At 60.3% G+C, this 24,411-nt stretch carries 21 protein-coding genes and 1 other RNA gene; 4 read left to right on the top strand and 18 right to left on the bottom strand.

Annotation, left to right across the window (positions count from 1 at the left end; all coding sequences use genetic code 11):
• The coding region (locus tag AC1EJ1_RS08435) for a hypothetical protein (protein WP_480295682.1) at positions 1 to 249 on the top strand (249 nt) is incomplete at its 5' end.
• Positions 250 to 336: 87 nt separating this feature from the next.
• Here AC1EJ1_RS08435 and tyrS read toward each other — a convergent pair.
• Both tyrS and argH read right to left on the bottom strand, forming a co-directional pair.
• The gene (gene tyrS, locus AC1EJ1_RS08430) at positions 337 to 1,605 is read right to left on the bottom strand and encodes a tyrosine--tRNA ligase (RefSeq protein WP_058236920.1); all 1,269 of its coding nucleotides are present in this window, start codon (positions 1,603 to 1,605) and stop codon (positions 337 to 339) included.
• A 121-nt stretch (positions 1,606 to 1,726) separates the two neighbouring features.
• Positions 1,727 to 3,202, bottom strand: coding sequence for an argininosuccinate lyase (gene argH, locus AC1EJ1_RS08425; protein ID WP_480295681.1), 1,476 nt, complete (start codon positions 3,200 to 3,202; stop codon positions 1,727 to 1,729).
• A 91-nt stretch (positions 3,203 to 3,293) separates the two neighbouring features.
• On the opposite strand from argH, the gene AC1EJ1_RS08420 reads away from it, so the two are divergent.
• On the top strand, positions 3,294 to 4,523 hold the full coding sequence (locus AC1EJ1_RS08420; RefSeq protein ID WP_058236922.1) for an arginine deiminase: 1,230 nt from the start codon (positions 3,294 to 3,296) through the stop codon (positions 4,521 to 4,523).
• Here the strand turns inward: AC1EJ1_RS08420 and AC1EJ1_RS08415 are convergent.
• The 10 genes from AC1EJ1_RS08415 to pheS all read right to left on the bottom strand — a co-directional run bounded on the left by AC1EJ1_RS08415 (position 4,429) and on the right by pheS (position 16,930).
• The gene (locus AC1EJ1_RS08415; protein ID WP_480295680.1) at positions 4,429 to 6,024 is read right to left on the bottom strand and encodes an O-antigen ligase family protein; all 1,596 of its coding nucleotides are present in this window, start codon (positions 6,022 to 6,024) and stop codon (positions 4,429 to 4,431) included. The two genes, AC1EJ1_RS08420 and AC1EJ1_RS08415, sit on opposite strands and share 95 nt — an antisense overlap.
• Before the next feature lie 193 nt (positions 6,025 to 6,217).
• Entirely contained in the window at positions 6,218 to 7,456 is a 1,239-nt protein-coding gene (locus AC1EJ1_RS08410) for an argininosuccinate synthase (protein ID WP_058236924.1), read from the bottom strand.
• Positions 7,457 to 7,498: 42 nt separating this feature from the next.
• On the bottom strand, positions 7,499 to 8,017 hold the full coding sequence (gene argR / locus AC1EJ1_RS08405; protein ID WP_480295679.1) for an arginine repressor: 519 nt from the start codon (positions 8,015 to 8,017) through the stop codon (positions 7,499 to 7,501).
• Positions 8,017 to 9,270: an acetylornithine transaminase gene (locus AC1EJ1_RS08400; RefSeq protein ID WP_480295678.1), complete on the bottom strand. Its 1,254-nt coding sequence runs from the start codon at positions 9,268 to 9,270 to the stop codon at positions 8,017 to 8,019. The genes argR and AC1EJ1_RS08400 overlap by 1 nt, the downstream gene beginning before the upstream one ends.
• Positions 9,267 to 10,169 carry an acetylglutamate kinase gene (gene argB, locus AC1EJ1_RS08395; protein ID WP_480295677.1) on the bottom strand — a complete coding sequence of 301 codons (903 nt, stop codon included), beginning with the start codon at positions 10,167 to 10,169 and terminating at the stop codon, positions 9,267 to 9,269. The genes AC1EJ1_RS08400 and argB overlap by 4 nt, the downstream gene beginning before the upstream one ends.
• Complete coding sequence (gene argJ / locus AC1EJ1_RS08390; RefSeq protein ID WP_480295676.1) at positions 10,166 to 11,362, bottom strand: bifunctional glutamate N-acetyltransferase/amino-acid acetyltransferase ArgJ; 1,197 nt, start codon at positions 11,360 to 11,362, stop codon at positions 10,166 to 10,168. Before argJ ends, argB begins: the two co-directional genes overlap by 4 nt.
• Entirely contained in the window at positions 11,359 to 12,420 is a 1,062-nt protein-coding gene (gene argC / locus AC1EJ1_RS08385) for an N-acetyl-gamma-glutamyl-phosphate reductase (RefSeq protein WP_480295687.1), read from the bottom strand. Before argC ends, argJ begins: the two co-directional genes overlap by 4 nt.
• Positions 12,421 to 12,484: 64 nt before the next feature.
• Positions 12,485 to 13,006 carry a flavodoxin domain-containing protein gene (locus AC1EJ1_RS08380; RefSeq protein WP_092648639.1) on the bottom strand — a complete coding sequence of 174 codons (522 nt, stop codon included), beginning with the start codon at positions 13,004 to 13,006 and terminating at the stop codon, positions 12,485 to 12,487.
• Between the two features lie 181 nt (positions 13,007 to 13,187).
• Positions 13,188 to 15,842, bottom strand: coding sequence for a phenylalanine--tRNA ligase subunit beta (pheT, locus tag AC1EJ1_RS08375; protein ID WP_480295675.1), 2,655 nt, complete (start codon positions 15,840 to 15,842; stop codon positions 13,188 to 13,190).
• A gap of 2 nt (positions 15,843 to 15,844) precedes the next feature.
• A complete protein-coding gene (pheS, locus tag AC1EJ1_RS08370; protein WP_285015546.1) occupies positions 15,845 to 16,930 on the bottom strand; it encodes a phenylalanine--tRNA ligase subunit alpha in 1,086 nt (361 codons plus the stop codon).
• A gap of 176 nt (positions 16,931 to 17,106) precedes the next feature.
• Here pheS and panB point away from each other — a divergent pair, with 176 nt between their 5' ends.
• The gene (panB, locus tag AC1EJ1_RS08365) at positions 17,107 to 17,961 is read left to right on the top strand and encodes a 3-methyl-2-oxobutanoate hydroxymethyltransferase (protein ID WP_480295674.1); all 855 of its coding nucleotides are present in this window, start codon (positions 17,107 to 17,109) and stop codon (positions 17,959 to 17,961) included.
• Positions 17,962 to 18,093: 132 nt separating this feature from the next.
• Positions 18,094 to 18,921: a type I methionyl aminopeptidase gene (gene map / locus AC1EJ1_RS08360; RefSeq protein WP_480295686.1), complete on the top strand. Its 828-nt coding sequence runs from the start codon at positions 18,094 to 18,096 to the stop codon at positions 18,919 to 18,921.
• 5 nt (positions 18,922 to 18,926) lie between these two features.
• Here the strand turns inward: map and rnpB are convergent.
• The 6 genes from rnpB to orn form a co-directional block, all read right to left on the bottom strand.
• Positions 18,927 to 19,307: RNase P RNA component class A (rnpB, locus tag AC1EJ1_RS08355), an RNA gene on the bottom strand.
• A 152-nt stretch (positions 19,308 to 19,459) separates the two neighbouring features.
• Positions 19,460 to 20,191, bottom strand: a complete 732-nt coding sequence (locus AC1EJ1_RS08350) for a zinc ribbon domain-containing protein (RefSeq protein WP_480295673.1) — start codon at positions 20,189 to 20,191, stop codon at positions 19,460 to 19,462.
• Positions 20,188 to 21,036 carry a Nif3-like dinuclear metal center hexameric protein gene (locus tag AC1EJ1_RS08345; protein ID WP_480295672.1) on the bottom strand — a complete coding sequence of 283 codons (849 nt, stop codon included), beginning with the start codon at positions 21,034 to 21,036 and terminating at the stop codon, positions 20,188 to 20,190. Before AC1EJ1_RS08345 ends, AC1EJ1_RS08350 begins: the two co-directional genes overlap by 4 nt.
• Positions 21,037 to 21,107: 71 nt before the next feature.
• Positions 21,108 to 22,790: an energy-dependent translational throttle protein EttA gene (gene ettA / locus AC1EJ1_RS08340; protein ID WP_092648642.1), complete on the bottom strand. Its 1,683-nt coding sequence runs from the start codon at positions 22,788 to 22,790 to the stop codon at positions 21,108 to 21,110.
• Between the two features lie 181 nt (positions 22,791 to 22,971).
• Positions 22,972 to 23,469 carry a single-stranded DNA-binding protein gene (locus tag AC1EJ1_RS08335; RefSeq protein ID WP_480295671.1) on the bottom strand — a complete coding sequence of 166 codons (498 nt, stop codon included), beginning with the start codon at positions 23,467 to 23,469 and terminating at the stop codon, positions 22,972 to 22,974.
• A gap of 165 nt (positions 23,470 to 23,634) precedes the next feature.
• Positions 23,635 to 24,276, bottom strand: coding sequence for an oligoribonuclease (gene orn / locus AC1EJ1_RS08330; protein WP_480295670.1), 642 nt, complete (start codon positions 24,274 to 24,276; stop codon positions 23,635 to 23,637).
• Positions 24,277 to 24,411 lie beyond the last annotated feature (135 nt).

Below are 24,411 nucleotides of genomic sequence, written 5' to 3'. Positions count from 1 at the left end.
CAACCACCACAAACAACACCAACCACAAACAATCAGCACCGCCCGGGCGACAAGAAAATACTCTACGAACAATCGGGCGATCTGTCAAATGAGTGGGCCGGGATCTGCATCACAGATCCCGGCCCTTCGTCAGGTCTCACGTACCGATTGACATTCTCACCACGCTCGTTGACGTTCTCATCGCGCCGGTCGATGTTCTCAATACGCCAGCTGGCATCGTCGATTCGCCACTCGACATTCTCAACGTAGCGCTAAGCCGTGCCGTGTCAGTGGCAAGCATCGCGTTCAGGCCGGTTCACGGCCACCTGCACGCACCTCGGTTCAGTCAGCACTTGTTCACTGATTGGCATGCACAACAGCAAGGTTGCGGCGCCCTCGTCGAATGAGCGCCAGACCGCCGGCGAGCAGGTCTGATGCTTCAATCGGGGCGTCTTCGTCTTCGACCTTGACATTGTTCAGATACGCACCACCGGATGCGACGGTACGGCGCGCAGCAGAGCGGCCTTTCTCCAGGCCCGACGCAATCAAGGCATCCACAATCGTGTCATGGCCAACGCGAATGCTACCGGATGGTAGTTCGCCAGTCGCAGCAACCAGCGTCTCTTCGTCAACTTCACGCAGATCTCCTCTGCCCCACAGCGCTTCTGTCGCAGCCTGCACGCGAGCGACTGCATCTGCACCGTGCACCAGCGTGGTGACCTTTTCGGCCAGCTCCTTCTGTCCTTCGCGCAGATGTGGACGCTCGGCAACCGACTGGGCAAGCTCTTCGATGCGTTCGCGGGAATCAAAGGTGAAGACCTTCAGCAACTTCACGACATCCTCATCCGCGACCTGCAGCCAGAACTGGTAGAACGCGTACGGGCTCATCATCTGAGGATCCAGCCAGATCGCGCCGCCCTCGGACTTGCCGAACTTGGTGCCGTCAGACTTCGTGATGATCGGTGTGGTCATCACATGCGTGGTGGCGCCCTCGACTCGGCGGATCAGTTCCACACCGCCAATCATGTTGCCCCACTGGTCGTTTCCGCCGGTTTCCAAGGTGCAGCCGTAGTTCCGGAACAGTTGCAGGTAGTCATGCGCCTGGAGGATCTGGTAGCTGAATTCGGTAAACGAGATTCCCTCTTCAGAATTCAGGCGGCGAGCGACGATATCTTTCGACAGCATGGTGCCGACTCGGAAGTACTGGCCCACGTCGCGCAGCAGGTCGATCGCGGACAGCTGGCTGGTCCAGTCAAGGTTATTGACGAGGCGTGCCGCGGCCGGCCCGTCGAACTCAAGGAACTGCGAAAGCTGGGCGCGTAGTCTGTCCGCCCACTGTCCCACCACGTCGCGTGACTGAAGCTGGCGTTCACCGGACAGGCGCGGATCACCGATCATGCCTGTTGCGCCACCAACCAGTGCCAACGGCTTGTGGCCGGCGTTTTGCAGGTGCCGCATGAGAAGCACCTGCACCAGGTGACCGTGATGCAAAGAGGCGGCAGTTGGATCAAAACCGCAATAGAAGGTGACCGGACCAGCGTTCAGGTGCGCACGCAGCGCATCCAAATCCGTGTGCTGAGCAATCAGCCCACGCCACTGTAGTTCGTCCACTAAATCCTGTGTCACCGCTCTGCTCTCCTTATGATCGCGGTCGTGTTGGCTTTCTTCTCTCAGGTGCGCGCCAGGCAGACGTTCACCTACTGCGGTTAGCTTAGTCGGGTCGGGCCACCCTCGTCACACGTGTCCACTACGAACGAGACGACGCCACGCCCTCCTGAATCCAGGCGCGATGCGTGCTGGCCAGACGGGTCGCCTCGGACAACTGCTCGCGCACCCGGTCCGGCGCCGTTCCTCCTCGGGCATTGCGGGCAGCAACCGATCCCTCAACGCTGAGCACGTCGCGCACGTGAGGTGTCAGGTGCTCGCTGATCGCAGCAAATTCGTCATCGGTCAGGTCCCACAATTCCACGCCTCGTGACTCTGCCTGGCGCACGCACGCACCGGACAGTTCGTGCGCCACTCTAAAAGGCACTCCCTGTTTGACGAGCCACTCGGCAATATCTGTAGCCAGCGAGAAACCCTGTGGTGCAAGCTGCGCCATTCGCTCGAAGTTCAGTTGCATTGTGGAGACCATTCCGGCAATGGCCGGCAGCAGCACGTCAAGCGTGTCGATCTGATCAAAGACAGGTTCTTTATCTTCCTGCAGGTCTCGATCGTAAGCCAGCGGGATTCCCTTGAGGACGCTCAGCAGCGCCGTGAGGTCACCGATCATGCGCCCGGCCTTGCCTCGTCCCAGTTCGGCCACGTCGGGATTCTTCTTCTGTGGCATGATCGATGAGCCCGTGGAGAACGAATCATCCAGAGTCACATAGTCGAATTCTCGGGTATTCCAGATGACGATTTCTTCGCACAGGGTCGATAGGTCGATTCCGATCATCGTCATGACGAAGGCGAACTCTGCAACCACGTCGCGCGAAGCTGTGCCGTCGATAGAGTTGGCGACACTGTCGGTAAAGCCCAGTTCCTCGGCAATGGTCTGTGGGTCCATTCCCAGCGTGTTTCCTGCCAGTGCGCCCGAACCGTACGGGCTGACGGCAGCTCGTTGATCCCAGTCACGCAGACGTTCCACATCGCGCAGTAAGGGCCACACATGTGCGCCGAGGTGATGGGCGACCAGAACGGGCTGCGCGTGCTGCATGTGAGTGCGTCCGGGCATGATCGCATCCCCCGCCAGGCGAGCCTGTTCGAGCAGCGCGTCCACAACGTCAAGTGTCAGCGCTCCAATGTGTCGCGCCTCGTCGCGCAGATACATGCGGATGAGCGTAGCGATCTGATCGTTGCGTGAGCGGCCGGCGCGCAACTTCCCACCCAGTTCAGCGCCCGCTTTATCGATCAATGCGCGTTCGAGCGCAGTGTGCACGTCCTCGTCATCAGGGTCAGGGACGAGGGCGCCCGATGCGACTTCTGCGCTGAGTTCGTCGAGGGCGGATTCCATGCCGTCCAGTTCTTCGTCGGTCAGCAGCCCTGCTCTGTTTAGGGCGCGTGCATGAGCTTTCGAGCCGGCCAGATCAGCCTGGGCCAGCCGCCAGTCAAAGTGAGTTGACACGGACAATCTGGCAAGCGCCTGAGAGGGGCCGCCTGAAAATCGTCCACCCCACAATGCGACGGGACGGGCGGGAGACGATTGGCGTTGTGCTGCATCAAATGTCGAGTTTGCGCTCATAGTTTCATGATGCCTGTTCGCACGCCGCGATGCCAACATCGACACAGACAAAATGCATATACTCAGCACTGCAGCAATGTGAGGAGGAACAGTGGACGTCAATCCCCGTGTGGATTCCGAGATCGGTCGGCTGCGTGAGGTGATCGTGCACCGCCCCGGTCAGGAAGTCGAACGGCTCACTCCCCTCAATCATGCTGAGCTTCTTTTTGATGATCTGATGGATCCGGGCCGTGCACGAGCTGAGCACGATCAGTTCGTCGAAGTCATGGAGGGCGAAGGCATCGAGGTGCACAAGCTGCGCACATTGTTGTCGCAGACACTGCACCACGAGCAGGCCCGCCAGGCGGTACTGGATCGTACGCTCAATGAACGCCGGCTCGGACCGGTGCTCACCCCTGCGCTGCGCGAATGGACGGCGGATCTGTCGGCAGATCGCCTGACCGCCATGTGTGTGGACGGTTTGACGGTCGATGAGTGGAAGAGTGTGTCGCCTGTGCGCTCGCTGGTGACACGCACGCTCGAAGATGAAGATTTCCTGATTCGTCCCCTGCCAAACCACCTGTTCACGAGGGATGCGTCTGCGTGGATTCACGGTGGTGTGGCCGTCAATTCGATGTCACGTCTGGCGCGCGAGCGCGAATCGCTGCACTATTCGGTTATCTACCAGTACCATCCACGTTTTGCCCCCTGGGATTTCCACTGGTGGTCGCGCGGCACATCAGGTGCTATTCGCAGTGCCGAGGGCGGCGACGCTCTGGTGGTGGGCGATGGGATCGGTGTGTTTGGCGTGTCGGAACGCACCACGCCGCAAGGTGTTGAGCGCTTGGCTGTCAAAATGTTCGAGGCCGGTCACGCCCACACGGTCCTGGCTGTCGTATTGCCGCATGTGCGTACCTTCATGCACTTGGACACAGTGTTGACGCAGGTCGACCGGGATGCTTTCTTGCTGTATCCGCGCTTGGGTGACGTGCGCACGATGACGTTGCGACCCGGCCCCGATGGGGGCGCTCCGATCGTCGAGGATATGCATTACGATCTTCGACGCGCACTGGAAGTGCTGATGGGCCGCTCGTTGCGTTTCATCAGTCCGGATGGCACCTTCTCCGACGTGGATCGCGAGCAGTGGAATGACGGTTTCAATGCGCTGGCGATTGCACCTGGCAAGGTGATTACCTATGATCGTTCCCCGCTGTGTAATGCTGCGTTGCGCCGCGCAGGCATCGATGTCATCGAGATTCAGGGGGCTGAGCTGGGACGCGGCCGCGGCGGTCCGCGCTGTATGTCGTGTCCTGTGGTGCGCGACCCCGTTGACCAGGACTAGGCGGGACCGGCAGGGACAATACCCCCACGCCCACTTCGCTGTCTTCCTGTTCGACCCTGACGACCAGCCATGTGGCCAGGGCGACGAACAGAATCCATGTGCCTTCGAATAGGAGGCGCGATTCAGTGAGGGACTGCACCAAAATGGCCGTCATCATCAGTGCCGGTGCCAGCGAGTACACGTCACCGTCGATACGGCGAATGGCAACGCGCAAGACGCGAATACCGATGACGCAGATGGCAATGACGAAGACGGCCAGGCCAATGAGTCCGGTCTGGAATGACACGTCCACGAATGCGTTGTGGGCGTGAGGCGTAGGCGCGCCGTCCTGACGGATTACCAGATCGCGATACATCGGGATCCACGGTGGCCACAGCATGACCCATCCCCACCCGCCGATGGGCCGTTGTTTCCACAGCTCAAACACTGCACGCCAGATGTCAGAGCGTCCCGTCAGGTCTGCGTCGCGACCGATAAACTCAGCGATCGGGGCGTACAGGAGCGCTCCGACGACGCTGACGATCAGCAGAGCCATCGCCGAAATTCGCAGGACGCGCTGCCGCCTGTGCGCGCGCACGCGCCGTAGAACGGTTCCAACCAGGAATACTCCGGCGCATGCCAGCAGCGCCACAAAAACGGTAGCTGACCGTGTCAGCGCCAGTGTCGCCGCGTAGAGGGCGAACCATGTGAGGGCACGCCTGGAGCTCATGCGTCGCGCGCGGAGCTGAATCACCGTGCAGATGATGCCGAACAGTGCGATTGCGGCCAGTGGGTTGCGGTTGCCGACAAACCCCTGGATGGGGCCACCTCTGAACAGTGCGGATTCAGTCCACAGCTGCGTGGCGCCTACATTACTCTGGCCGCGCAGCCACACAGGAACGATCGGATGGCCGACAAAGATGGCGCACCATAGCTCCATCACCAGGCTGATTCCCACCGACCATCGCATCGCTGCGGCGAACGCGTCGATGAGGCGCTCCAGCGGCACCGCGATGGCGATCATGATTCCAATGAGAGCGCTCAGTGTGCTGCCCAGTGATGCTAACGCTGAGATCCCCGGATACTCGGCCCACAGGGCTGACATCCAGCACACCAGTAGGAATGCCGCGATCGTCCACGGGACACGGCGGATCGTCACGCGCCGCCCCGCAATGACAAACATCGCGATGAATACTGCTGCGGACAGCACGACGATGATGCCGTATCCGACCCATCCGATCAGCGCGCGAAATCCCGTTCCGCTGAATGTCAGGAAAAAGACCCAGGCAATCATGGGTTCGAGGTATTCGTTGGCGTGAGCACCCCACCGAAGTGTTGCATTCAGGCGTGCTCTGCGAATTGACCACGTCAAGGTGCTGAGCGCCCAGCCGGCGTTTCGCAGCGGAGACGACATGGTGACGCGCAGCTCACGAGGGCGCTCATCCGAGGAAGCCTCCCTCGTCACTGTCCGGTCAAGAAGACGCCGTGACGAGGAGGATGCGATCGCAAGGTGGTGCGCCATGTGTCCCCTCGAAAACCTGGTGGTGAAATGAAGAAGCGGAGGTTCGTGCCGTGGGCAGGGACAACCCCCGGCTTCGATGCCTCAGAATACGAGGGTACGAAAAACCGGGGGTAAGTCCTAATCGGTTCGATGAGGAGTCGGACGCTCTTTAGAAACGATCCGGTTACGGTTCGATCACGAGAGGAAGCGCCGACTAGTGCGCGTCCTCGTCGAAGTTCACACCGCGTCCGAAACGCACGTCGCGGGCTGCTGCCAGTTTGGCGCTCATTCCGTAGATTTCAATGAAGCCGCGCGAGTGGGACTGGTCGAAGGTATCGCCCGTCTCGTAGGTCGCAAGGTTGAAGTCGTACAGGGAGGAGTCGGAGCGTCGACCTGTCACCGTTGCTCGCCCACCGTGCAGCGTCATGCGAATGTCACCACTGACGTAGGTCTGCGTGTTCTCGATGAAAGCGTCCAGCGCATTCTTGAGCGGTGAGTACCACTGCGCGTCGTAGACGAGTTCGGACCAGCGTTCGTCCACGCGGCGCTTGTAGCGTGCCAGTTCGCGCTCGACGGTGACGTTTTCAAGCTCCTGGTGAGCGGCGATCAGGGCCACGGCTCCTGGTGCTTCATATATTTCACGCGACTTGATGCCCACCAGGCGGTCCTCGACAATGTCGATACGGCCGATGCCCTGCGCGCCAGCGCGGCGGTTCATTTCCTGAACGGCTTCCAGAGGAGTCACGGCACGCCCATCGATGGCGACGGGGACACCCTGCTCGAAGGTGATGACTACCTCGTCAGGAAGTGGCGGGTAGGTCGGGTCGTCGGTGTAGTTGTACACGTCCTTGGTCGGCGCGTTCCAGATGTCTTCAAGGAACCCTGTTTCGATGGCACGACCCCACACGTTCTGGTCGATCGAGAAGGGATTGTGTTTCGTCGTTTCAATGGGCAGATTGTGCTTGTTGGCGTAGTCGATGGCCACGTCGCGGGTCAACGCGAGGTCACGCACGGGAGCGATCGTTTTCAGGTCAGGAGCCATCGATGTGAGGGATACTTCGAAGCGGACCTGGTCGTTGCCTTTGCCGGTGCAGCCGTGTGCCACGGTGGTGGCGCCGAATTGCCGTGCGGCGCGCACCAGGTGCTTAACGATCAGCGGGCGTGACAGCGCAGATACGAGGGGGTAGCGCCCCTGGTACAGTCCGTTGGCTTTCAGCGCGGGCATGCAGTAGTCGAAAGCAAACTCTTCCTTCGCATCTGCGACGTATGCTTCCACGGCACCGCAGTCGAGGGCGCGTTGGCGGATCACCTCCAGGTCTTCGCCGCCCTGCCCCACGTCAACGGCAACGGCAACCACTTCCATACCTGTCTGCTGTTCGATCCAGCCGATTGCAACAGAGGTGTCAAGCCCACCGGAGTAGGCCAGTACAACGCGGTCCTTGTGTTCACTCATTTCGTTTCTACCCTTTGATTGTCGTACTCGAATGATTCACGCTTATTGACGAGGCTCGACCAGTGCGATCAGTGTTGACTGAAGTTTCACGGCGTCCTCAGTGCTGCGACATGCGACGAAAATAGTGTCATCTCCTGCCACGGTGCCAACGACTCCCTCGAGCCGCGCGGTGTCGATGGCTGATCCGAGCAGGTTGGCTGCGCCCACTGGTGTGCGCACAACCAGGAATGTGCCGGCGGTGTCTACTGCAACGAGCAGGTCCTGAGCCCATCGCTCCAGGCGCGCCAGTGATTCTTCTCCACGACGCGTCTGTTCTCCGTCCAGGTCCGGCACTGAATAGATCTGTTTACCTGAGGCCATGCGAATCTTCGTGGCGTGCATCTCCACGAGGTCACGTGACAAAGTGGCCTGCGTCGTTTCGATACCCAATACGGCCAGTGCTTCACGCAGTTCCTTCTGAGAGGAGATCTGCTGATCGGCAAGGATGTCCACAATGGCTCCGCGTCGAGCGGTGCGTGACGACGGGATGCCTTGCGTGTCAGGGCCGGCGTGGTCTGTCATCAGTCCTCCTTGTGTGCGTGGCCGAGTGTCTGCCGGGCGCTGTGAACCAATGCAGGCAGAGCCTCAGTGAAGGACTGAGCCTGCTGGTCTGACAGCGTTAACGGTGGTGCCAGACGGATTGTATGGGCGTTTGGCGCATTAATGATAAATCCTTCGTCAGCTGCATGGCGCACAAGCGCACTGGCGCACGGTTCATTAAATTCGACCGCAATAAGCAGGCCGCGTCCGCGCACCTCGCGCACCGCCGCTCCGCCTGTCTCACGCAGTTCGGCGCGCCACTGTTCACCCAGTGTGAGGGCGTGTGCCAGCAACGCATCGTTTTCGATGGTGTCGATGACGGCCAGGCCTGCGGCGGCGCACACCGGGTTGCCGCCAAAAGTCGTGCCGTGCATTCCCTGGGTCAGGATCGATCCAGCCTGGCCGATACCGACGCAGGCTCCAATCGGCATGCCTCCACCTAGTCCTTTGGCGAGGGTGACGACGTCGGGCGTGATTCCTGCGTGGTGGTGCGCCATCCACTGTCCGGTGCGTCCCATGCCGCTTTGTACTTCGTCAACGACCATCAGTGCGCCGATCTCATTGCAGCGCCGACGCACGGCCTGAAGGTACTCATCACTGAGCGGGTAGACGCCTGCTTCTCCCTGGATGGGTTCAACGATGATGCCTGCCACGCCTTGGGTCAGGTGGCGCTCGAGTGCGTCCATATTGTTCGGCTCAATGAATTCGATTCCTTCGAGCAACGGTGCAAATGGCGTGCGGTAAGCCTCTTTCCAGGTCACTGAGAGTGCGCCCGCTGAGCGTCCGTGGAATGCGCCAGTCAACGCAATGATGCGAGGTGTCGTGTCGGCAGAAAAGCCCTTGGTACCCTCGTCGATCTTCCTGTTGCCCCAGGTGCGGATCATTTTGATGGCGCACTCGTTGGACTCCGTTCCCGAATTGGTGAAAAAGACACGTGATCCGTCTGGAACGGCGTCCGCGCACACGATGCCGAGAACGCGTTCGGCCAGTTCAATCTGCGGCGGTGTGGCAAAGAAATTGGAGACGTGATCCAGTGTTGCCAGTTGCGTACTCACTGCGCTCTCAATGGCCGGGTGGCAATGTCCCAGCACGTTGACGGCAATTCCGCCCAGCAGGTCCAGGTACTCTGCTCCGGTGTCGTCCACAACCGTGCAGCCCTGTGCACGCGTGAGGATACGCTGAGGAGGTCCAAATGTGTCCATGAGCGCCTCATGGTAGCGATTTTCCCAGGTCATTGATCCTCCCCTTCATTTCCGTCAGCGGTGATCATCGTTCCGACGCCCTCGTCAGTAAAGACTTCCAGCAGCATGGAGTGCGGCTGGCGGCCGTCGATGACGTGGACACGCGGCACACCCTGTTCGAGGGCGGCCAGCGCAGCAGTCATCTTCGGCGCCATCCCCGAATCAAGGGTGGGAACGAGGGCGGCCAGTTCACTGCGCGAGAGGCGACTGATCAGAGAGTTTGGATCCGGATAGTTTGCGTAGAGTCCTTCCACGTCGGTCAACATGATGAGCTTTTCAGCACCGATCGCGCCAGCCAGTGCTGCTGCAGCAGAATCGGCGTTAATGTTGAGCACTCCAGATGGCGCATCCTGGTTGGGTGCAACGGAGGAGACTACCGGGATGAAACCCGAATCCACCAGCGCCATCAGTGGCTGGGCGTTGACGTGGGTAATAGTTCCCACCAATCCAATATCGACGGCTTCACCATCGACCCATGCGGGTGTGCGTTGAGCCTGGAACAGACCCGCGTCTTCTCCTGCCAGTCCGATGGCCTGGTAACCCTGAACGTTAAGCAGGCTGACCAGTTCGCGCTGTACTTTTCCAATCAGCACCATGCGCACAATCTCCATGACGTCCTCGGTGGTGACCCGCAGCCCTTTGGTGAAGGGCGCATCAAGGCCCACCCGGGACAGCATCTGGTTGATCTGAGGACCACCGCCGTGAACGACGACCGGCTTGACACCCCACTGGTGCAAGAAAAGGACATCCTGGGCAAATGCGTGCATGAGTGAGTCGTCCACCATCGCATTGCCGCCATACTTGATCACGACATACTTGCCGCGGTGGTGACGCAGCCACGGCATTGTTTCCAGCAAAATAGCGGTCTTATCCCGCGCTGTCAGTGTGGTCATGATGAGTACGCGCTGTTCTCGTGGACGTAGTCGTAGGTCAGGTCGGAGGTGATGACGGTGGCACTGGCTGAACCATTGTGCAGATCGACCTCAATACTGACCTGCCGATCCGTCATGTCGACGAGGTCTCGCGACTGCCCCACTCCCCCTGCCTGGCAGACCTGCACACCGTTGAAACTCACGTCAATGGCATCCGGGTCAAATGGTGCGATCTCTTCAGGGATTGTGCCGATTTCTGACAGGACTCGCCCCCAGTTCGGGTCATTGCCGAATATGGCGGCTTTGAGCAGGTTCGATCGCGCGACGGCACGGGCGATAATCTCGGCGGCTTCTTCGCTGTGTGCACCGCGCACGGTGATGTCGATGTCATGAGTGGCGCCCTCGGCGTCCGCAATGAGCTGGCGTGCCAGCGTTGCGCAGGCGCTGCGCAGATGTTCGGTCAGTTTCTGCGCATCGGCGTGGTGACCGGATGCTCCAGAAGCCAGTGCAATGACCGTGTCATTGGTGGAGCGGCATCCATCTGAGTCCACGCGGTTAAACGTCGTGCGGACCGCTTCACGCAAGGCGGCGTCAAGTTCACGCTGGTCAACGACTGCATCGGTTGTGAGGACGCACAGCATGGTCGCCAGTGCCGGCGCGAGCATACCTGCACCTTTTGCCATTCCTCCGACCGTGTAGCCGTCTGCATGAATCTCAATCGTCTTGTTCACCGTATCGGTGGTTCGGATGGCATCGGCAGCGTTGGCTCCCGCTTCAGGCGTATCAGCAAGTTCGCCCACCGCCATATCAATTCCGCTGATTACTGCCTCCATCGGCAGCAGCTCACCGATCAAACCGGTGGAGCACACACCGACCTGCATGCTGTCGGTCAGGCTGAGTGCCTGCGCGACGTGGTCGGCCATCTGTTGGGCGTCACGTGCGCCCTGCTCGCCCGTGCAGGCGTTCGCTCCCCCGGAGTTCAACACGACGGCACTGACAGTGCCCTCGGCGAAGTGTGCGCGGGAAAGATGGACGGGAGCAGCGGCGACACGGTTGGAGGTAAAGACTGCTGCCGAGGCGCGAAGCTCGGTCGGTCCGGTGTTGACGACAAGGGCGACGTCACGGTTACCGCTGGCTTTGATCCCTGCGTGAACCCCTGATGCGAGAAATCCCTGAGGTGCTGTCACGCCGGCCAATGGTGCTGTCTGGTTCATGGTGTCACTCCGATGGTGGGGATTCCGGTCAGTTCAGGCAGGCCGAGCGCAAGGTTTGCGCTCTGGATGGCTGCACTCGCAGTTCCTTTACCGAGGTTGTCGAGTGCGCAGATAGTGACAAGACTGTGGGCACGTTCGTCAATCACTGCATTGACGAGGGCACAGCCGGTCGCGTTGACAGGCGCAGTGGACGGCCAGGGTGCCTCGTGGCTGACACCGATCAGCGGCTCATTATCGTAGATGCTGTAGGCGTGGGCCACGTCATCTGCACTGACGGATGCTTGCAGCGGTGCCACCACTGTCGCCACGATGCCGCGAGCTGTGGGGACCAGAACGGGCGTGAATGTCAGGCGAACGTCATCCGCCCCGCTGATGCGCAGGTTCTGGATGATTTCGGGGATGTGCCGGTGGGTTCCTCCCACGCCGTAAGGCACGATCGCGCCGAGTGCCTCGGAGGCCAGCAGATGCTGTTTGGGTGATCGGCCGGCACCTGAATAACCCACTGACAAGGTGGCGCATAGGGTGGGTTCGACGATGTGCGCGGCGATGGCTGGCTGTATTGCCAGGGTGACTGCTGTCGCATTACAGCCGGGCACGGCGATCTGACCGGCGTGTGCGAGGGCGTCGCGTTGACGTGTCATCTGTGTTTCGCCGCTGTGCAGCAATTCTGGCATTCCATAGGTCCACGGTTCGGCTGCGTCGGTGCCGTAGTAGCGATGCCATTCGTCTGCATCGGTCAGTCGATGGTCGGCAGCGCAGTCGATGATCAGTGCTGACGTGCCTGCGCGTGCGAGTTCATCGGAAAGTCGGGCGGAGTGTCCGTGTGGCAGGGCCAGGAAAATCACATCAACGCCGCCGAGAGCCTGGGCTGTTGCTTCCTGGATCACCAGCGCACCTTGGGGCCCGGTGATGTTCGGATGCATCTGTGCCAGGGTGTTGCCGGCGGAAGATGCTCCCGTAACTATGCTGAGCGTGATGTCAGGATGCGCGGTAAGGAGGCGTGCGATTTCGCCTCCTGCGTATCCCGATACTCCTGCAATAGCTGCCCGAAAATTCATATGCATGACTATACACAGTCATGCATAATTTGCATAACGGGTGTCCTCTATATGGACACCAGGGCTACTGAGCGTCCGACTCCTGCGGTGCCGTATTACCCGACTTCAGATCCTGTGCTATCTCATCTGCCCACTGATCCACTTCGTCCCACGGCCGAAAATCGCCCTCGACCGCACCGGCAAGGCGCGCGATAGTGCGCTCACGCAGTGACAGGCGCGAGGGGTCGTAGCGACCCGGGAACTTCTGGTGGTGGACAATCGGCACCTTCATCAGCACCGGGCCAATGCGCGAGGGGTCCTGCAGCGAATGCTTCGGCACCCCGGACAGGCCCACTGAAAAAGCCCACACTGGCATCGACAGCAGGTTCGGGCGAAAACGCTCCATGAAATCGTTCGCCTGCGCCATCCACTGCGTCATGTACACGGCTGAGCCGCACACAACAGCGTCGTAGGACTCCAGAGATTTCACGTCCTCCGGATTGATCATCTCGACATCGAGGTCGTGCGAGCGCAGACGGTCAGAGATACGTTCGGCAACCTCACGGGTTGCACCATGTTTTGACGAAGCAGTGACGAGGATTTTCATAATCCCAGTATGGACGCTTTGGCGCGCCAATGTGAGCCGAATCGTTCAAGAAGTCGCAAATTCTGCCCTGCTGTGCATACGTTTCAAACTCTGAGCAGGACTAACGCCCGAGCACACGCGTATGCGCAAGTGCGGCCGGCGCTTCACGCACCGGCCGCACTGATCACGATTCGCGCATTTGTTATGCGCGAAGTTGGGCCCCGAGCGTCTTACCTGTGCGAGAAATGATGTCGTTGCGTGTGCGCGTAACCTCATCTGCACTCAGCGTGCGATCATCGGCACGCAGTTTCACAGTGAAGGCCAGCGAGCGGTGACCGTCGGGAACCTGGTCGCCCTCGTAAATGTCAAAGAGGGATACCTCTTCGGCCAGGGCACCTGCCGCCTGGCGAATCACCTGAGCAACGCGAGCAACAGGAATGTCATTGGCGACAACCAGTGCGAAGTCTTCTTTTGCCACCGGGAACGTTGACACGCCGCTCACCTGGATTGGTTCTTCCGCCATATGCGCCACCAGCGCGTCGACGTCCAGCTCCAGTGCGCATGAGCGCTTGGGTAAACCGAATGCCTCACATACACGCGGGTGAAGTTCGCCGGCTCGCGCCACAACAGTCAGTATCTTGCCGTTGCGGACGAAAACCTGCGCCATCCTGCCTGGATGCCACGGTGCCACTGCGTGCGGGTCACTACTCGCTTGAGGCATCGGCGGCCCCTTGCGCACAGGGGTAGATTCAGGAAGCCAGCCGCGTGCTGTTTCCACCTTGACGCCCAGTGACTGTGCGACGCGCCAGACGAGGTCGATGGCATCGGCCCAGTCGTAGACGCGGGGCTGCTCGAACACCCCGTTACCTGTGGCATTTCCGCACAAGATTGCTCCCACATGCCACGGCTGCGAGGGAACGCCGGCCTGGAGCTGAGCTTCCACCTCGGCAGAGGGACGCTGCTCAGCGGACGGCAGATCAGATGGAACCGTTCCTGCCGGGCGCACAACCTTCGCAATCTCAAAGACCGCGATGTGGTTCATACCGCGTGACATGTTGCGTCCGGCAACATCGAGCAGCGTGTCCAGGATGCGTGTACGCAGCAGCGGCGCATCGTCGGCCAGCGGATTGCGCAGGCGCACTGCCTGACGGTTCGGGTCATCGGCAGCCAGCTGCTGGCGGTCATGGGCAGCAGTGGACATGAAGGGGTAGGACTCTACCTCGGTCAGTCCAGCATTGGCCAGGACGCGTGCGACATCACGACGAGCCTTCTGCGCCGTGGTCAAGCCGTATCCAGCAGGGGCCTGCGGCAGGATTGACGGGATCTCATCGTATCCGTGCAGGCGCGCGACCTCTTCGACCAGGTCGGCAGGCCCGGTCAGGTCAGGTCGCCAGCTCGGAGGTGTCACCTGCCATTGGGCCTCGCTGTCCTCGCCATGAACCTGGCAACCGATTGTTTCCAGCAGTTCGCGAATGCGTGCCGGAGGCAATTCGAGTCCGGTCAGGCGCTGCGTCTCACTCACTTTCATGTCGATCGGTCGAGCTTCGGGCACGGTATTGACCTCGAACACGTGGGGGTCAGCCTGCCCCCCGCCGTATTCTTCAAGCAGCGCGCAAGCCCGGGCAATCGCGACGGGCGGAATCGCCGGATCCGAACCGCGTTCGAAACGCTTCGAGGCTTCAGAGGCCAGGAAGTGGCGTCGGGACGTGCGCGCAATTGAAATGGAATCAAAGTGCGCAGCTTCGAGGACCAGGTCTGTCGTCCCCTCAGTGATTTCAGAGTCGAGGCCGCCCATCACTCCGGCAAGTCCTATAATGCGCGATCCATGCTGGCCTTGCGGAGAATCCGTGATAAGCAGGTCTTCGTCGTTCAGTGCGCGATCTTCACCATCGAGGGTGACGAGACGCTCACCTTTTTCAGCTCTGCGTACCACGATGGGTGCTGCCACAGAACCAAGGTCGTAAGCGTGCATCGGCTGGCCCAGATCCAACATGATGTAGTTGGTGACGTCGACGGGCAGGCTGATTGAGCGCATGCCTGCCATCTCCAGGCGCTCCACCATCCATTTGGGCGTCTGAGCGTGCGTGTCGACGCCGCGCACGATGCGTGTAACGAAGCGGTCGCACCCGACGTGGGCGCGGATCGGGCGCTTGTCCTCAACTTCCACGCTCAAAGCTGAGTCGGAGTGTTCGGGCAGGTCAAGGCCATCGGGCGGACCGGGGTCAGTCAGGGCTGCTCCCGTTGAATGGGAGTATTCGCGCGCCACGCCACGCATGGAGAAGCAGTAGCCACGGTCCGGAGTGACATTGATTTCGAGGACTTCTTCCCCCAGTCCCAGCAGTGGGATCACATCTGATCCGGGAGCGGGGATCTGGTCGGCATCGAACTTGTCGGTCAGAACGAGGATGCCGTTGTGGTCCTCCCCCAGGCCCAGTTCGCGCTCCGAACAGATCATGCCATCAGAGATGTGACCGTAGGTTTTGCGGGCAGAGATCTCGAAGGGGCCGGGCAGAACTGCGCCCGGCAGGCTGACGACCACCAGGTCGCCCACATCAAAATTGTGAGCACCGCAGATGATGCCGCGACTGGGCAGGTCAGATGGCTCTTTCCCAGTTCCCGGCTCGTCGTTGTGCTGGCCGACATCGACTCGGCAGTAGTTGATGACTTTGCCGTTGGATTGTTCTTTCGGCTCGCGTGTGAGCACTTTGCCCACGACAAGCGGGCCCGTCACGCGGGCGGGATGAATTGTTTCTTCCTCCAGGCCCACTTTCACCAGCGCTGCGGCCAGTTGCGGAACCGTCACGGAGGCGGGAATTTCTACGTGGTCACGAAGCCACGACAATGGAACCATAGGCATGTTCAGTGTCCCCTTCCGTTGAGTCCGAACTGCTGGGAGAAGCGCACGTCTCCCTCGACGATGTCGTGCATGTCAGCGATGCCGTGACGCAGCATGAGCGTGCGTTCAATACCCATGCCGAATGCGAAACCGGAATACTCGTCAGGGTCGACGCCGCAGGCGCGCAGCACGTTTGGGTTGACCATGCCGCAGCCACCCCATTCAATCCAGCCGGGGCCGCCCTTCTTCTGCGGGAACCACAGATCCATCTCGGCGCTCGGTTCAGTGAAGGGGAAGAAGCTGGGGCGCAATCGCGTGCGCGCGTCAGGGCCGAACATCTGGCGCGCAAAGTGATCCAGCGTTCCCTTCAGGTGCGCCATCGTCAGGTGGCGATCAACTGCCAGACCCTCAACCTGGTGGAAAACAGGTGTATGTGTCGCGTCGAGCGCGTCGGAGCGGAATACCTTACCGGGGCATGCGACGTAGAGCGGAACACCGCGAGCGAGCATGGAGCGGGCCTGAACTGGCGAGGTGTGCGTGCGCATCACCAGGTGACCGTCATCCTCGTGGTCACCACCCACGGAGCGACCATCGACGTAGAGGGTGTCCTGCATCTGGCGAGCTGGGTGGTCAATGTCGAAGTTCAGCGCATCGAAGTTGAACCATTCGTGCTCGATTTCCGGGCCTTCTGCGATGTCCCATCCCATCGACACAAACAGGTCAGCCACTTCCTCCATCAAGGTTTCCAGAGGGTGACGCGCGCCCAGACTCTGGCGCCCGGTCGGCACCGTTACGTCCACGGCTTCCGTCTCCAGCGCGCGGGCTTCCTCTTCGTCGCGCAGCACTGATTCACGTTCGGACAGCGCAGTGGCGAGTTGCTTGCGGGCACCGCCCAGTGTCTTGCCTGCCTGCGCACGGTCAGCGGGGTCCAGTGACCCGATCGTGCGGTTAGCCTGGATCAGGGGTGCCTGATCACCCATCACCTGGGTGCGAACGGTCTTGAGTTGGGCCAGCGAACTCGCCTCACCGATACGCGCCAGCGCATCAGTGACGAGGGCGCTCACCGCTTCACCGTCAAGCGGATTGAGCTCAGGAGCACAGTCAGCCATATCCTGCTTCCTCGGTCGAAATTGACAATCGGTCATACGGGAAAACTCCACGTTTCCTCTTCCCCCATATTAGCCGTCGAAGCGAGTCCGCCCATTCGTCGCCATTGGCTGGACAGTTCACTGAGCGCGATCGCGTGTAAGCCCGGTGCACTGACGAAAGCGTCTAGGCTACAGATATGAGTTCACTTGCGCCCTCCGACGCTGCGGCCGCTGACACGGTCCCCGCGCCGACGAAACCGAAAAAAGTTCGCGTCCATCACCTTGCTCAAGCTAAGCAGCAGGGCCGAAAACTCACGATGTTGACAGCTTATGATGCGCTTATTGCCCCGCTGCTGGATGCGGCAGGTGTTGACATGCTGCTGGTGGGTGATTCCTACGGCAACGTGATGTTGGGGTATGACTCCACGTTGCGCGTCACGTTGGACGACATGGTTCGAGCGACCGCAGCAGTGGCACGTTCCACACGCCGCGCCCTGGTTGTGGCAGACCTTCCGTTCGCAACGTACGAGGCCAGTGCACAGCAGGCGTTTGAATCGGCTTCCCAATTGATGCGCGCTGGTGCCCATGCGGTCAAACTCGAGGGAGGCCGACCGCGCGTGGAAGCTGTCCGACTACTGAGCCAGTCCGGTATTCCCGTCGTCGGACACCTGGGGTACACGCCGCAATCAGAAAACACGATCGGCGGTCCGCGTATGCGTGGCCGTGGCGATCAGCGCGATGCGATGATTGCTGACGCGCTGGCTTTGCAGGATGCCGGTGCGATTGCCGTTGTGTTGGAGATGGTGCCTGACGACGTGGCCACTGACGTCACTGCTGCGCTGGAGGTTCCCACTATTGGTATCGGTGCTGGCCCGCACACCGATGGGCAGGTACTGGTGTGGTCGGACATGGTGGGGATGCAGGAATGGGTTCCCTCGTTCGTCCATCGTTTCGCGCAGATCGGGCGTGAGATCACGGCGGCTGCTACCGAGTATGTGGAAAGTGTGGAAGATGGCACATTTCCTGCTCCGGAGAATTATCACCAGCAGTGACATCCCAGCACTGGTCGGCAAAAGATCTAGGCTAGGGCTATGAGTAGTTCTGACAATTCTGGTCGTATTCGGGCATCTGCCAATGCGCGTCGCGCGCCGCTGGGCAATCTGACTGCCGGACGTATCTCCCCCATGCGCTCGGTGCCTGAGTCGATTGAACGCCCCGAGTACATGTTCCACGATGGCCCTGAAAACGTCACTGCCTCGGATATTAAGGATGCGGACACTGTGGAACGGATCCGCCACGCTGGCCGCATTGCCGCCGATGCGCTTCGTGTCGTGGGTGAGGCGGTTCGCCCCGGTGTGACAACCGATGAGCTCGACCGCATCGGACATGATTTTATTGTCGGTGCTGGCGCCTACCCGTCATGCCTGGGTTACATGGGGTATCCGAAGTCGCTGTGTACTTCCATCAACGAGGTCATCTGCCACGGCATTCCTGATGATCGCCCGCTCGAAGATGGCGACATTGTCAACGTCGATATCACGGCGTTTTACGAGGGTGTCCACGGTGACACCTGCGCCATGTTTGAGGTGGGAAATGTTGATCAGGAGTCGCGTCTGCTCAGTGAGAGGACACGCGAAGCGATGATGCGTGGGATCCGGGCGGTCAAACCTGGCCGTGAGATCAACGTGATCGGACGTGTCATTTCGGTGTATGCGAAGCGTTTTGACTACGGCGTGGTGCGCGATTACACCGGACACGGCGTGGGCGAAGCCTTTCACTCGGGTTTGATCATTCCGCACTATGATGCTGCACCACTGTATGACACGGTGATGGAGCCGGGCATGGTGTTCACCATTGAGCCGATGCTGACGCTGGGCACTGTCGAATGGGAGCAGTGGGATGATGACTGGACTGTTGTCACGGCCGATCGTTCCCGTACCGCGCAGTTCGAGCACACGATCGTGGTGACCGAAGATGGCGCCGACATTTTGACACTGCCGTCGGACGCGTGAGCGTGCAGATGAGCCGGCCTGTACGCCGGGTTCTGTCCTGCTGACCGAAGTCGGCAGCGGCGACCATTCCTCTAGGACCAGTGTTGCCACTGGCCTCAAGCAACCTACCCGCAAGCGTGGAGCGGGCCGCTCGTACTTGCTGCTCGGTTTTGCTCCGGGTGGGGTTTACCTAGCTAGACCAGTCACCTGGCCTACTGGTGGGCTCTTACCCCACCTTTTCACCCTGACCGCTGGTGCGAAGTGTTCTTCGCGCCAGCGGCGGTCTTGTTTCTGTGGCACTTTCCCGCGGGTTTCCCCGGGTGGCTGTTAGCCATCACCCTGCCCTGTGGAGCCCGGACGTTCCTCGTCACCGCATCACGCGGTGCCGCGGCCGCCCGGCCGACTCATCTGCATCCTCGAGTCTACGACGCGCGCGGCGCCAGGGCCTACTTCGATCGGTGTGATTTTCAGGGGACGGCGTGCTGTCGGGTGATATCGTGCGGGGGCGGGGTGGAATAGCGTGCGGTCAGGCAAGAACCACGCGTGGCCAGGGCGACGTTTAGGCGTCGGTTCGCACCACTATCTGGCCGGTGTCGACGCACCAGTACACCTCGTCTACGGGCAATGCATTTATCTGCTGCAGCTCGGCGGGCGAAATTTCGCCGGTGGCTCCTGTGACGACGCCGCCTCGCACCTCCACGATGGCGAAGGGGCTGTGCCGCTGCCAGACCGAGTCGTATTCGGCGATGAGGTCAGAGGGCAGCGAGTCATTCAGGTCAGCTCTCTTGCACTCCAGGTCAGCCAGTTCGAGGTCAGACTGCGCGTTATCATCTTCGAACTGTTTCTTGGTTGCTTCCACGTCCTGCGTCAACGCCTGTGCTTCGCGGATCATGTCGTCTTGTGCTTTTTGGGCAGCTTCGAGGCGTTCTTCAACTTCAAGTTGGTCTTCTTCGAGGCTGTTGAGCCGGGTGCGCATCTGGGCGATTTCGTGTTCCATTGCGTTAATGTCGCGCAGGGGAACTTCATTGCGTTCGATGCGTCCTTCCTGGGCACTCTTGCGTGTGTTGACTCGCTCAATGTCCGCTTCGATGCGCGCCACGTCACGTTTCGTGTCGGCTATCACTGCACTCTGGTTGATCGCAGCACGCTTGAGGTCCTCTGCCCGTCCGGCAAGTTCACGCAGCTTGGCGTGCGCCGGGTGTGTGTCACGCTGGTGTCGCATCTTCATGATGGCGCGATCCAATGACTGCAACTCGAGTAGCGAGCGTTGATCTTCAGGTGATGCCTTCACTGAGTTCCTCCGGTTGTCTGCATGTGAGCCGTCCATGGTTCTGTCACTATGGTAGACGCTGTAATGTCGACGGAGACGTTGTCCGCCTCGGCTTGCTCGCTGAGTCGTTGCGCGAGCACCGGAACCCACGGCCATTCGGTCGCCCAATGGGATCCTGAGATCAGTGCAGGCGCTCCGCCTTCGAGGTGTTCGGACGAGGGGTGGTGGCGCAGATCAGCGGTGACGAACACGTCGGCACCCGATGCGCGTGCCTGCTCAAGCAGGGAATCACCTGCACCGCCTGACACCGCCACACGCGCGACGGTTGATTCCAGGTCTCCGCCCACGAACAGGCCGTGCGGACCGGCAGGCAATGCAGATGCCACTCGCTGCGCAAATTCACGCAGGGTCACCGGCTCTATTGTTCCGACGCGCCCCAGTCCCACCGAGCGGCCGTCGCGGTCACGTCCCGAGGGGTCCAGCGGCTGCGTGCGTTCCAGTCCCAGCAGGTCTGCCAAAGCATGCGCGACTCCCCGATAGGCGATGTCGGCATTGGTGTGGGCGTTGAACAGTGCGCACTCGCCACGTACGAGTGTGGCGACGACGCGCCCTTTCGGGTCGCTTTCAGGTAGGAACGACACGCCTCGCAGATACAGCGGATGATGTGTGATGATCATGTCGACCTCATTGCTCACAGCTTCGTCGATTACCGCTGCCACGGGATCAACGGCAATGAGAATGCGGCGCACCTCGCGTGAGGGATCTCCCACAATGAGGCCTACCTTGTCCCACTCTTGTGCCGTTTCGGGTGGATACCACCGATCCATCACAGTAACGACATCGCTCACAGTCCACGTTGTAGTCATGGAATTACCCTAAGCGTGTTCGCATGCGATGTGCACAAGGTGGGACGAGGTGTGTCAGTTTGACGCTCTCCTCAGTCGCGCGTGAGACGACGGTGCGTGACGCGGTGCGGGCGGGCTGCGTCAAGACCAAGACGCTCCACCTTGTTGTTCTCGTAGGATTCGAAGTTTCCTTCGAACCAGTACCACTTCGCAGGGTTTTCTTCCGTGCCTTCCCACGCGAGGATGTGCGTGGCAACGCGGTCGAGGAACCAACGGTCGTGGGTGACAACCACCGCGCACCCGGGGAATTCGAGCAGCGCGTTTTCCAGTGATCCAAGTGTTTCCACATCGAGGTCGTTGGTCGGCTCATCCAACAGGAGCAGGTTGCCGCCCTGTTTGAGCGTGAGCGCCAGGTTCAGGCGGTTGCGTTCACCACCGGAAAGCACGCCTGACGGCTTCTGCTGGTCCGGTCCCTTGAATCCGAATGCGGACACGTAGGCTCGCGACGGCATTTCAACGTTGCCGACTTCCAGGAAGTCGAGGCCATCTGAGACAACCTCCCACACTGATTTGTCCGGATCGATGCCCGCACGGTTCTGGTCGACGTATGAGATCTTGACGGTCTCACCGATCCTGAGGTCTCCCCCGTCCAGCGGTTCAAGCCCAACAATGGTCTTGAACAGAGTTGTCTTGCCCACACCGTTCGGACCGATCACACCGACGATTCCGTTGCGCGGCAGTGAGAACGACAGGTCATTGATGAGGACACGGTCACCGAAGCCCTTGTGCAGATTGTTTGCCTCGATCACGATAGAGCCCAAACGAGGCCCTGGCGGGATCTGAATTTCCTCAAAGTCAAGCTTGCGTGTGCGCTCCGCTTCGGCAGCCATCTCTTCGTAGCGTTCCAGACGGGCTCGTGACTTGGCTTGGCGTCCCTTGGGATTGGAACGAACCCAGTCGAGCTCTTCACGCAGCCGCTTGGCCAGTTTCGCATCCTTCTGTCCCTGGACTTTCAGGCGTTTTTCCTTCGTTTCCAGGTAGGTGGAGTAGTTGCCCTCATAGGGGTAGAGGTGACCGCGGTCCACTTCAGCGATCCATTCGGCTACGTGGTCAAGGAAGTAGCGGTCGTGGGTCACTGCGATCACCGCGCCGGCATACGTGGACAGGTGCTTTTCCAGCCACTGCACGGACTCGGCATCCAAGTGGTTCGTTGGCTCATCCAGCAGCAGCAGGTCAGGAGCTTCGATCAGCAGACGGCACAGCGCCACGCGACGACGTTCCCCACCGGAAAGAACCTTCACATCCTGATCGGCAGGCGGGCAGCGCAGTGCGTCCATGGCCTGCTCCAGCTGGGAGTCGATATCCCACGCGTTTGCAGCGTCGATCTCACTTTGCAGCTTGCCCATTTCTTCCATGAGCGCATCAAAGTCGGCGTCCGGGTCAGCCATCTCCTCAGAGATCTTGTTGAAACGCGCGAGCTTGTCGAACGTTTCCCTGGCACCCATCTGCACGTTTTCCAACACGGTTTTCGTGTCGTCGAGTTGGGGTTCCTGCTCGAGGATGCCCACTGTGTAACCGGGTGTCAGACGTGCTTCGCCGTTGCTTGGTTCATCCAGACCCGCCATGATCTTGAGGATCGATGACTTTCCAGCACCGTTAGGACCAACCATGCCGATTTTCGCTCCGGGGAAGAACGACATGGATACGTCATCAAGAATGATCTTGTCGCCATGAGCTTTGCGCGCTTTGATCATTTGGTATATGTACTCAGCCACAGTTCTCCATTTCAAGAAGGGACTCGTCAACTTCGTGTCACTCCATGCTACGGCACGAAGCCCACCCACGGTCAACGTGAGATAACCCGAAATGGCTGATTTTCACCACAAGCGCACTGCCCGCCGATTCGCCGCATTGACGCAGCTCCCTGCATACAGTGCTCCGTTCGCACCGCCTCCCTTACACCGCTGCCGTTACCATCTGGGGCGCTGGAGCATCTGCTGTGACCGCATCGCCGCCATCATCTCGCGAGGTCCGGATCTGAAGGTTTCCCGTGCCTTCTTCGTCACGTTCTGCTTCTCCCTCTGGCCGTGATTCCTTTGGCCTATCGAAGTGCGACCACCCGTAGTTCAGGTCGTGCCCGGCGCTGTGCGCCACAATGACCAGTTCGCTCTTAACCTCACCCGCCGCATCTTTCCACGCATTAACGCTGGGCCGTCCAGTCAGCACGATGGGATGCCCCTTGGCAAATGAGGTCGACATATTGTGCGCGAGCTTGTCCCATGCGCGGATCGTGTACCACTGGGGTTCCTGCTCATCGAATTCTCCCCGATCGTTGATGCGCCAACGCGGTGTGGCAAGCCGGAAACGTGTGGTCGTTCGCCCCGTCGCAGTCCTGATTTCCTTCACGTCCGTTCCGATGCGTCCGCGTAATGTCACTGTCATATTCGCGCTCATGAATTGTCCTTTCGTGTTATCGGCCCTGTGCCGTAGGACAATCCTCACCGCGCCAGGCCCTTGTCCAAAGGCTTCGCGGGCAATCTGTGGACACGCACTCAGCCCGCCGCATCCCTGTGGACAACGGCGGGCTGGCAGTGAACTGTGGATAGGGCGTTCCCCTCGTCAATTCTGCTGGGTGGCACCCTCGACAATGCCCAAAGCGGCAACCTCGCCGGCAATCTTCTGGGCGTCTTCACGACTGGGTCCCTGGTCAGAAGGGAAAAGTGCGCGACGGTAGTACTCAAGTTCCTGGATGGATTCACGAATGTCGGCCAGTGCGCGGTGGCCCCCATGCTTCTCAGGTGAGCACTCGTAAACGCACGGGTACCAGCGCTTGGCGAGTTCCTTGATGGAGGACACGTCGATAATGCGGTAGTGCAGGTGGTCGATGACGCGTGGCATGTTCGCGCTCAGGAACAGGCGATCCATGCCGACCGTGTTCCCCGCCAGCAGGGCGCGACCCGACACAGGGACGAACTTCTTGATGTAGTCCAGGACGATGCTCTCGGCTTCCTCCATCGACGCGATGCCGTCCTTGAGCTCGTCAAGCAGGCCGGATTGTGTGTGCATGTTGCGCACATAGTCGTCCATGTGATTCAGCGCCTCCTCAGAGGGCTGGATCAGAATGTCGATTCCGGGGTCCACGACGGTCAGGCTCGCGTCGGTGATCACGACCGCCACTTCGATCAGGGCGTCACGCGCCACGTCAAGACCGGTCATTTCGCAGTCGATCCACACCAGTGGATTCTTCAGTTGCTTCGTCATGTCTCCCAGTGTAGTGACCCGCGCGGGAATGCGGGTGACTAGCTCGGGTGTGCGGATGGTCAAGCGGACGCTCAGGGCCACAGGGACCGTCCGGATTGTCGAGGCAAACAAGGGCGACTGCCGCGACCTGCTGCG

The organism is Pauljensenia sp. C0170B4 (assembly GCF_056590235.1).
Note: the sequence above shows the minus strand (reverse complement) of the source record. Positions and strands in the feature narration are given on the sequence as shown.

Coding starts and splice junctions, on each gene's coding strand:
- argC (WP_480295687.1), bottom strand. CDS start 12,420: ATGAATTTTCGGGCAGCTATTGCAGGAGTATCGGGATACGCAGGAGGC.
- argR (WP_480295679.1), bottom strand. CDS start 8,017: ATGACAGACCACGCCGGCCCTGACACGCAAGGCATCCCGTCGTCACGC.
- argH (WP_480295681.1), bottom strand. CDS start 3,202: ATGAGCGCAAACTCGACATTTGATGCAGCACAACGCCAATCGTCTCCC.
- AC1EJ1_RS08400 (WP_480295678.1), bottom strand. CDS start 9,270: ATGACCTGGGAAAATCGCTACCATGAGGCGCTCATGGACACATTTGGA.
- argJ (WP_480295676.1), bottom strand. CDS start 11,362: ATGAACCAGACAGCACCATTGGCCGGCGTGACAGCACCTCAGGGATTT.
- AC1EJ1_RS08335 (WP_480295671.1), bottom strand. CDS start 23,469: ATGAGCGCGAATATGACAGTGACATTACGCGGACGCATCGGAACGGAC.
- AC1EJ1_RS08380 (WP_092648639.1), bottom strand. CDS start 13,006: ATGAAAATCCTCGTCACTGCTTCGTCAAAACATGGTGCAACCCGTGAG.
- AC1EJ1_RS08410 (WP_058236924.1), bottom strand. CDS start 7,456: ATGAGTGAACACAAGGACCGCGTTGTACTGGCCTACTCCGGTGGGCTT.
- pheT (WP_480295675.1), bottom strand. CDS start 15,842: ATGCCTATGGTTCCATTGTCGTGGCTTCGTGACCACGTAGAAATTCCC.
- panB (WP_480295674.1), top strand. CDS start 17,107: ATGAGTTCACTTGCGCCCTCCGACGCTGCGGCCGCTGACACGGTCCCC.
- AC1EJ1_RS08345 (WP_480295672.1), bottom strand. CDS start 21,036: ATGACTACAACGTGGACTGTGAGCGATGTCGTTACTGTGATGGATCGG.
- pheS (WP_285015546.1), bottom strand. CDS start 16,930: ATGGCTGACTGTGCTCCTGAGCTCAATCCGCTTGACGGTGAAGCGGTG.
- argB (WP_480295677.1), bottom strand. CDS start 10,169: ATGACCACACTGACAGCGCGGGATAAGACCGCTATTTTGCTGGAAACA.
- map (WP_480295686.1), top strand. CDS start 18,094: ATGCGCTCGGTGCCTGAGTCGATTGAACGCCCCGAGTACATGTTCCAC.
- orn (WP_480295670.1), bottom strand. CDS start 24,276: ATGACGAAGCAACTGAAGAATCCACTGGTGTGGATCGACTGCGAAATG.
- AC1EJ1_RS08415 (WP_480295680.1), bottom strand. CDS start 6,024: ATGGCGCACCACCTTGCGATCGCATCCTCCTCGTCACGGCGTCTTCTT.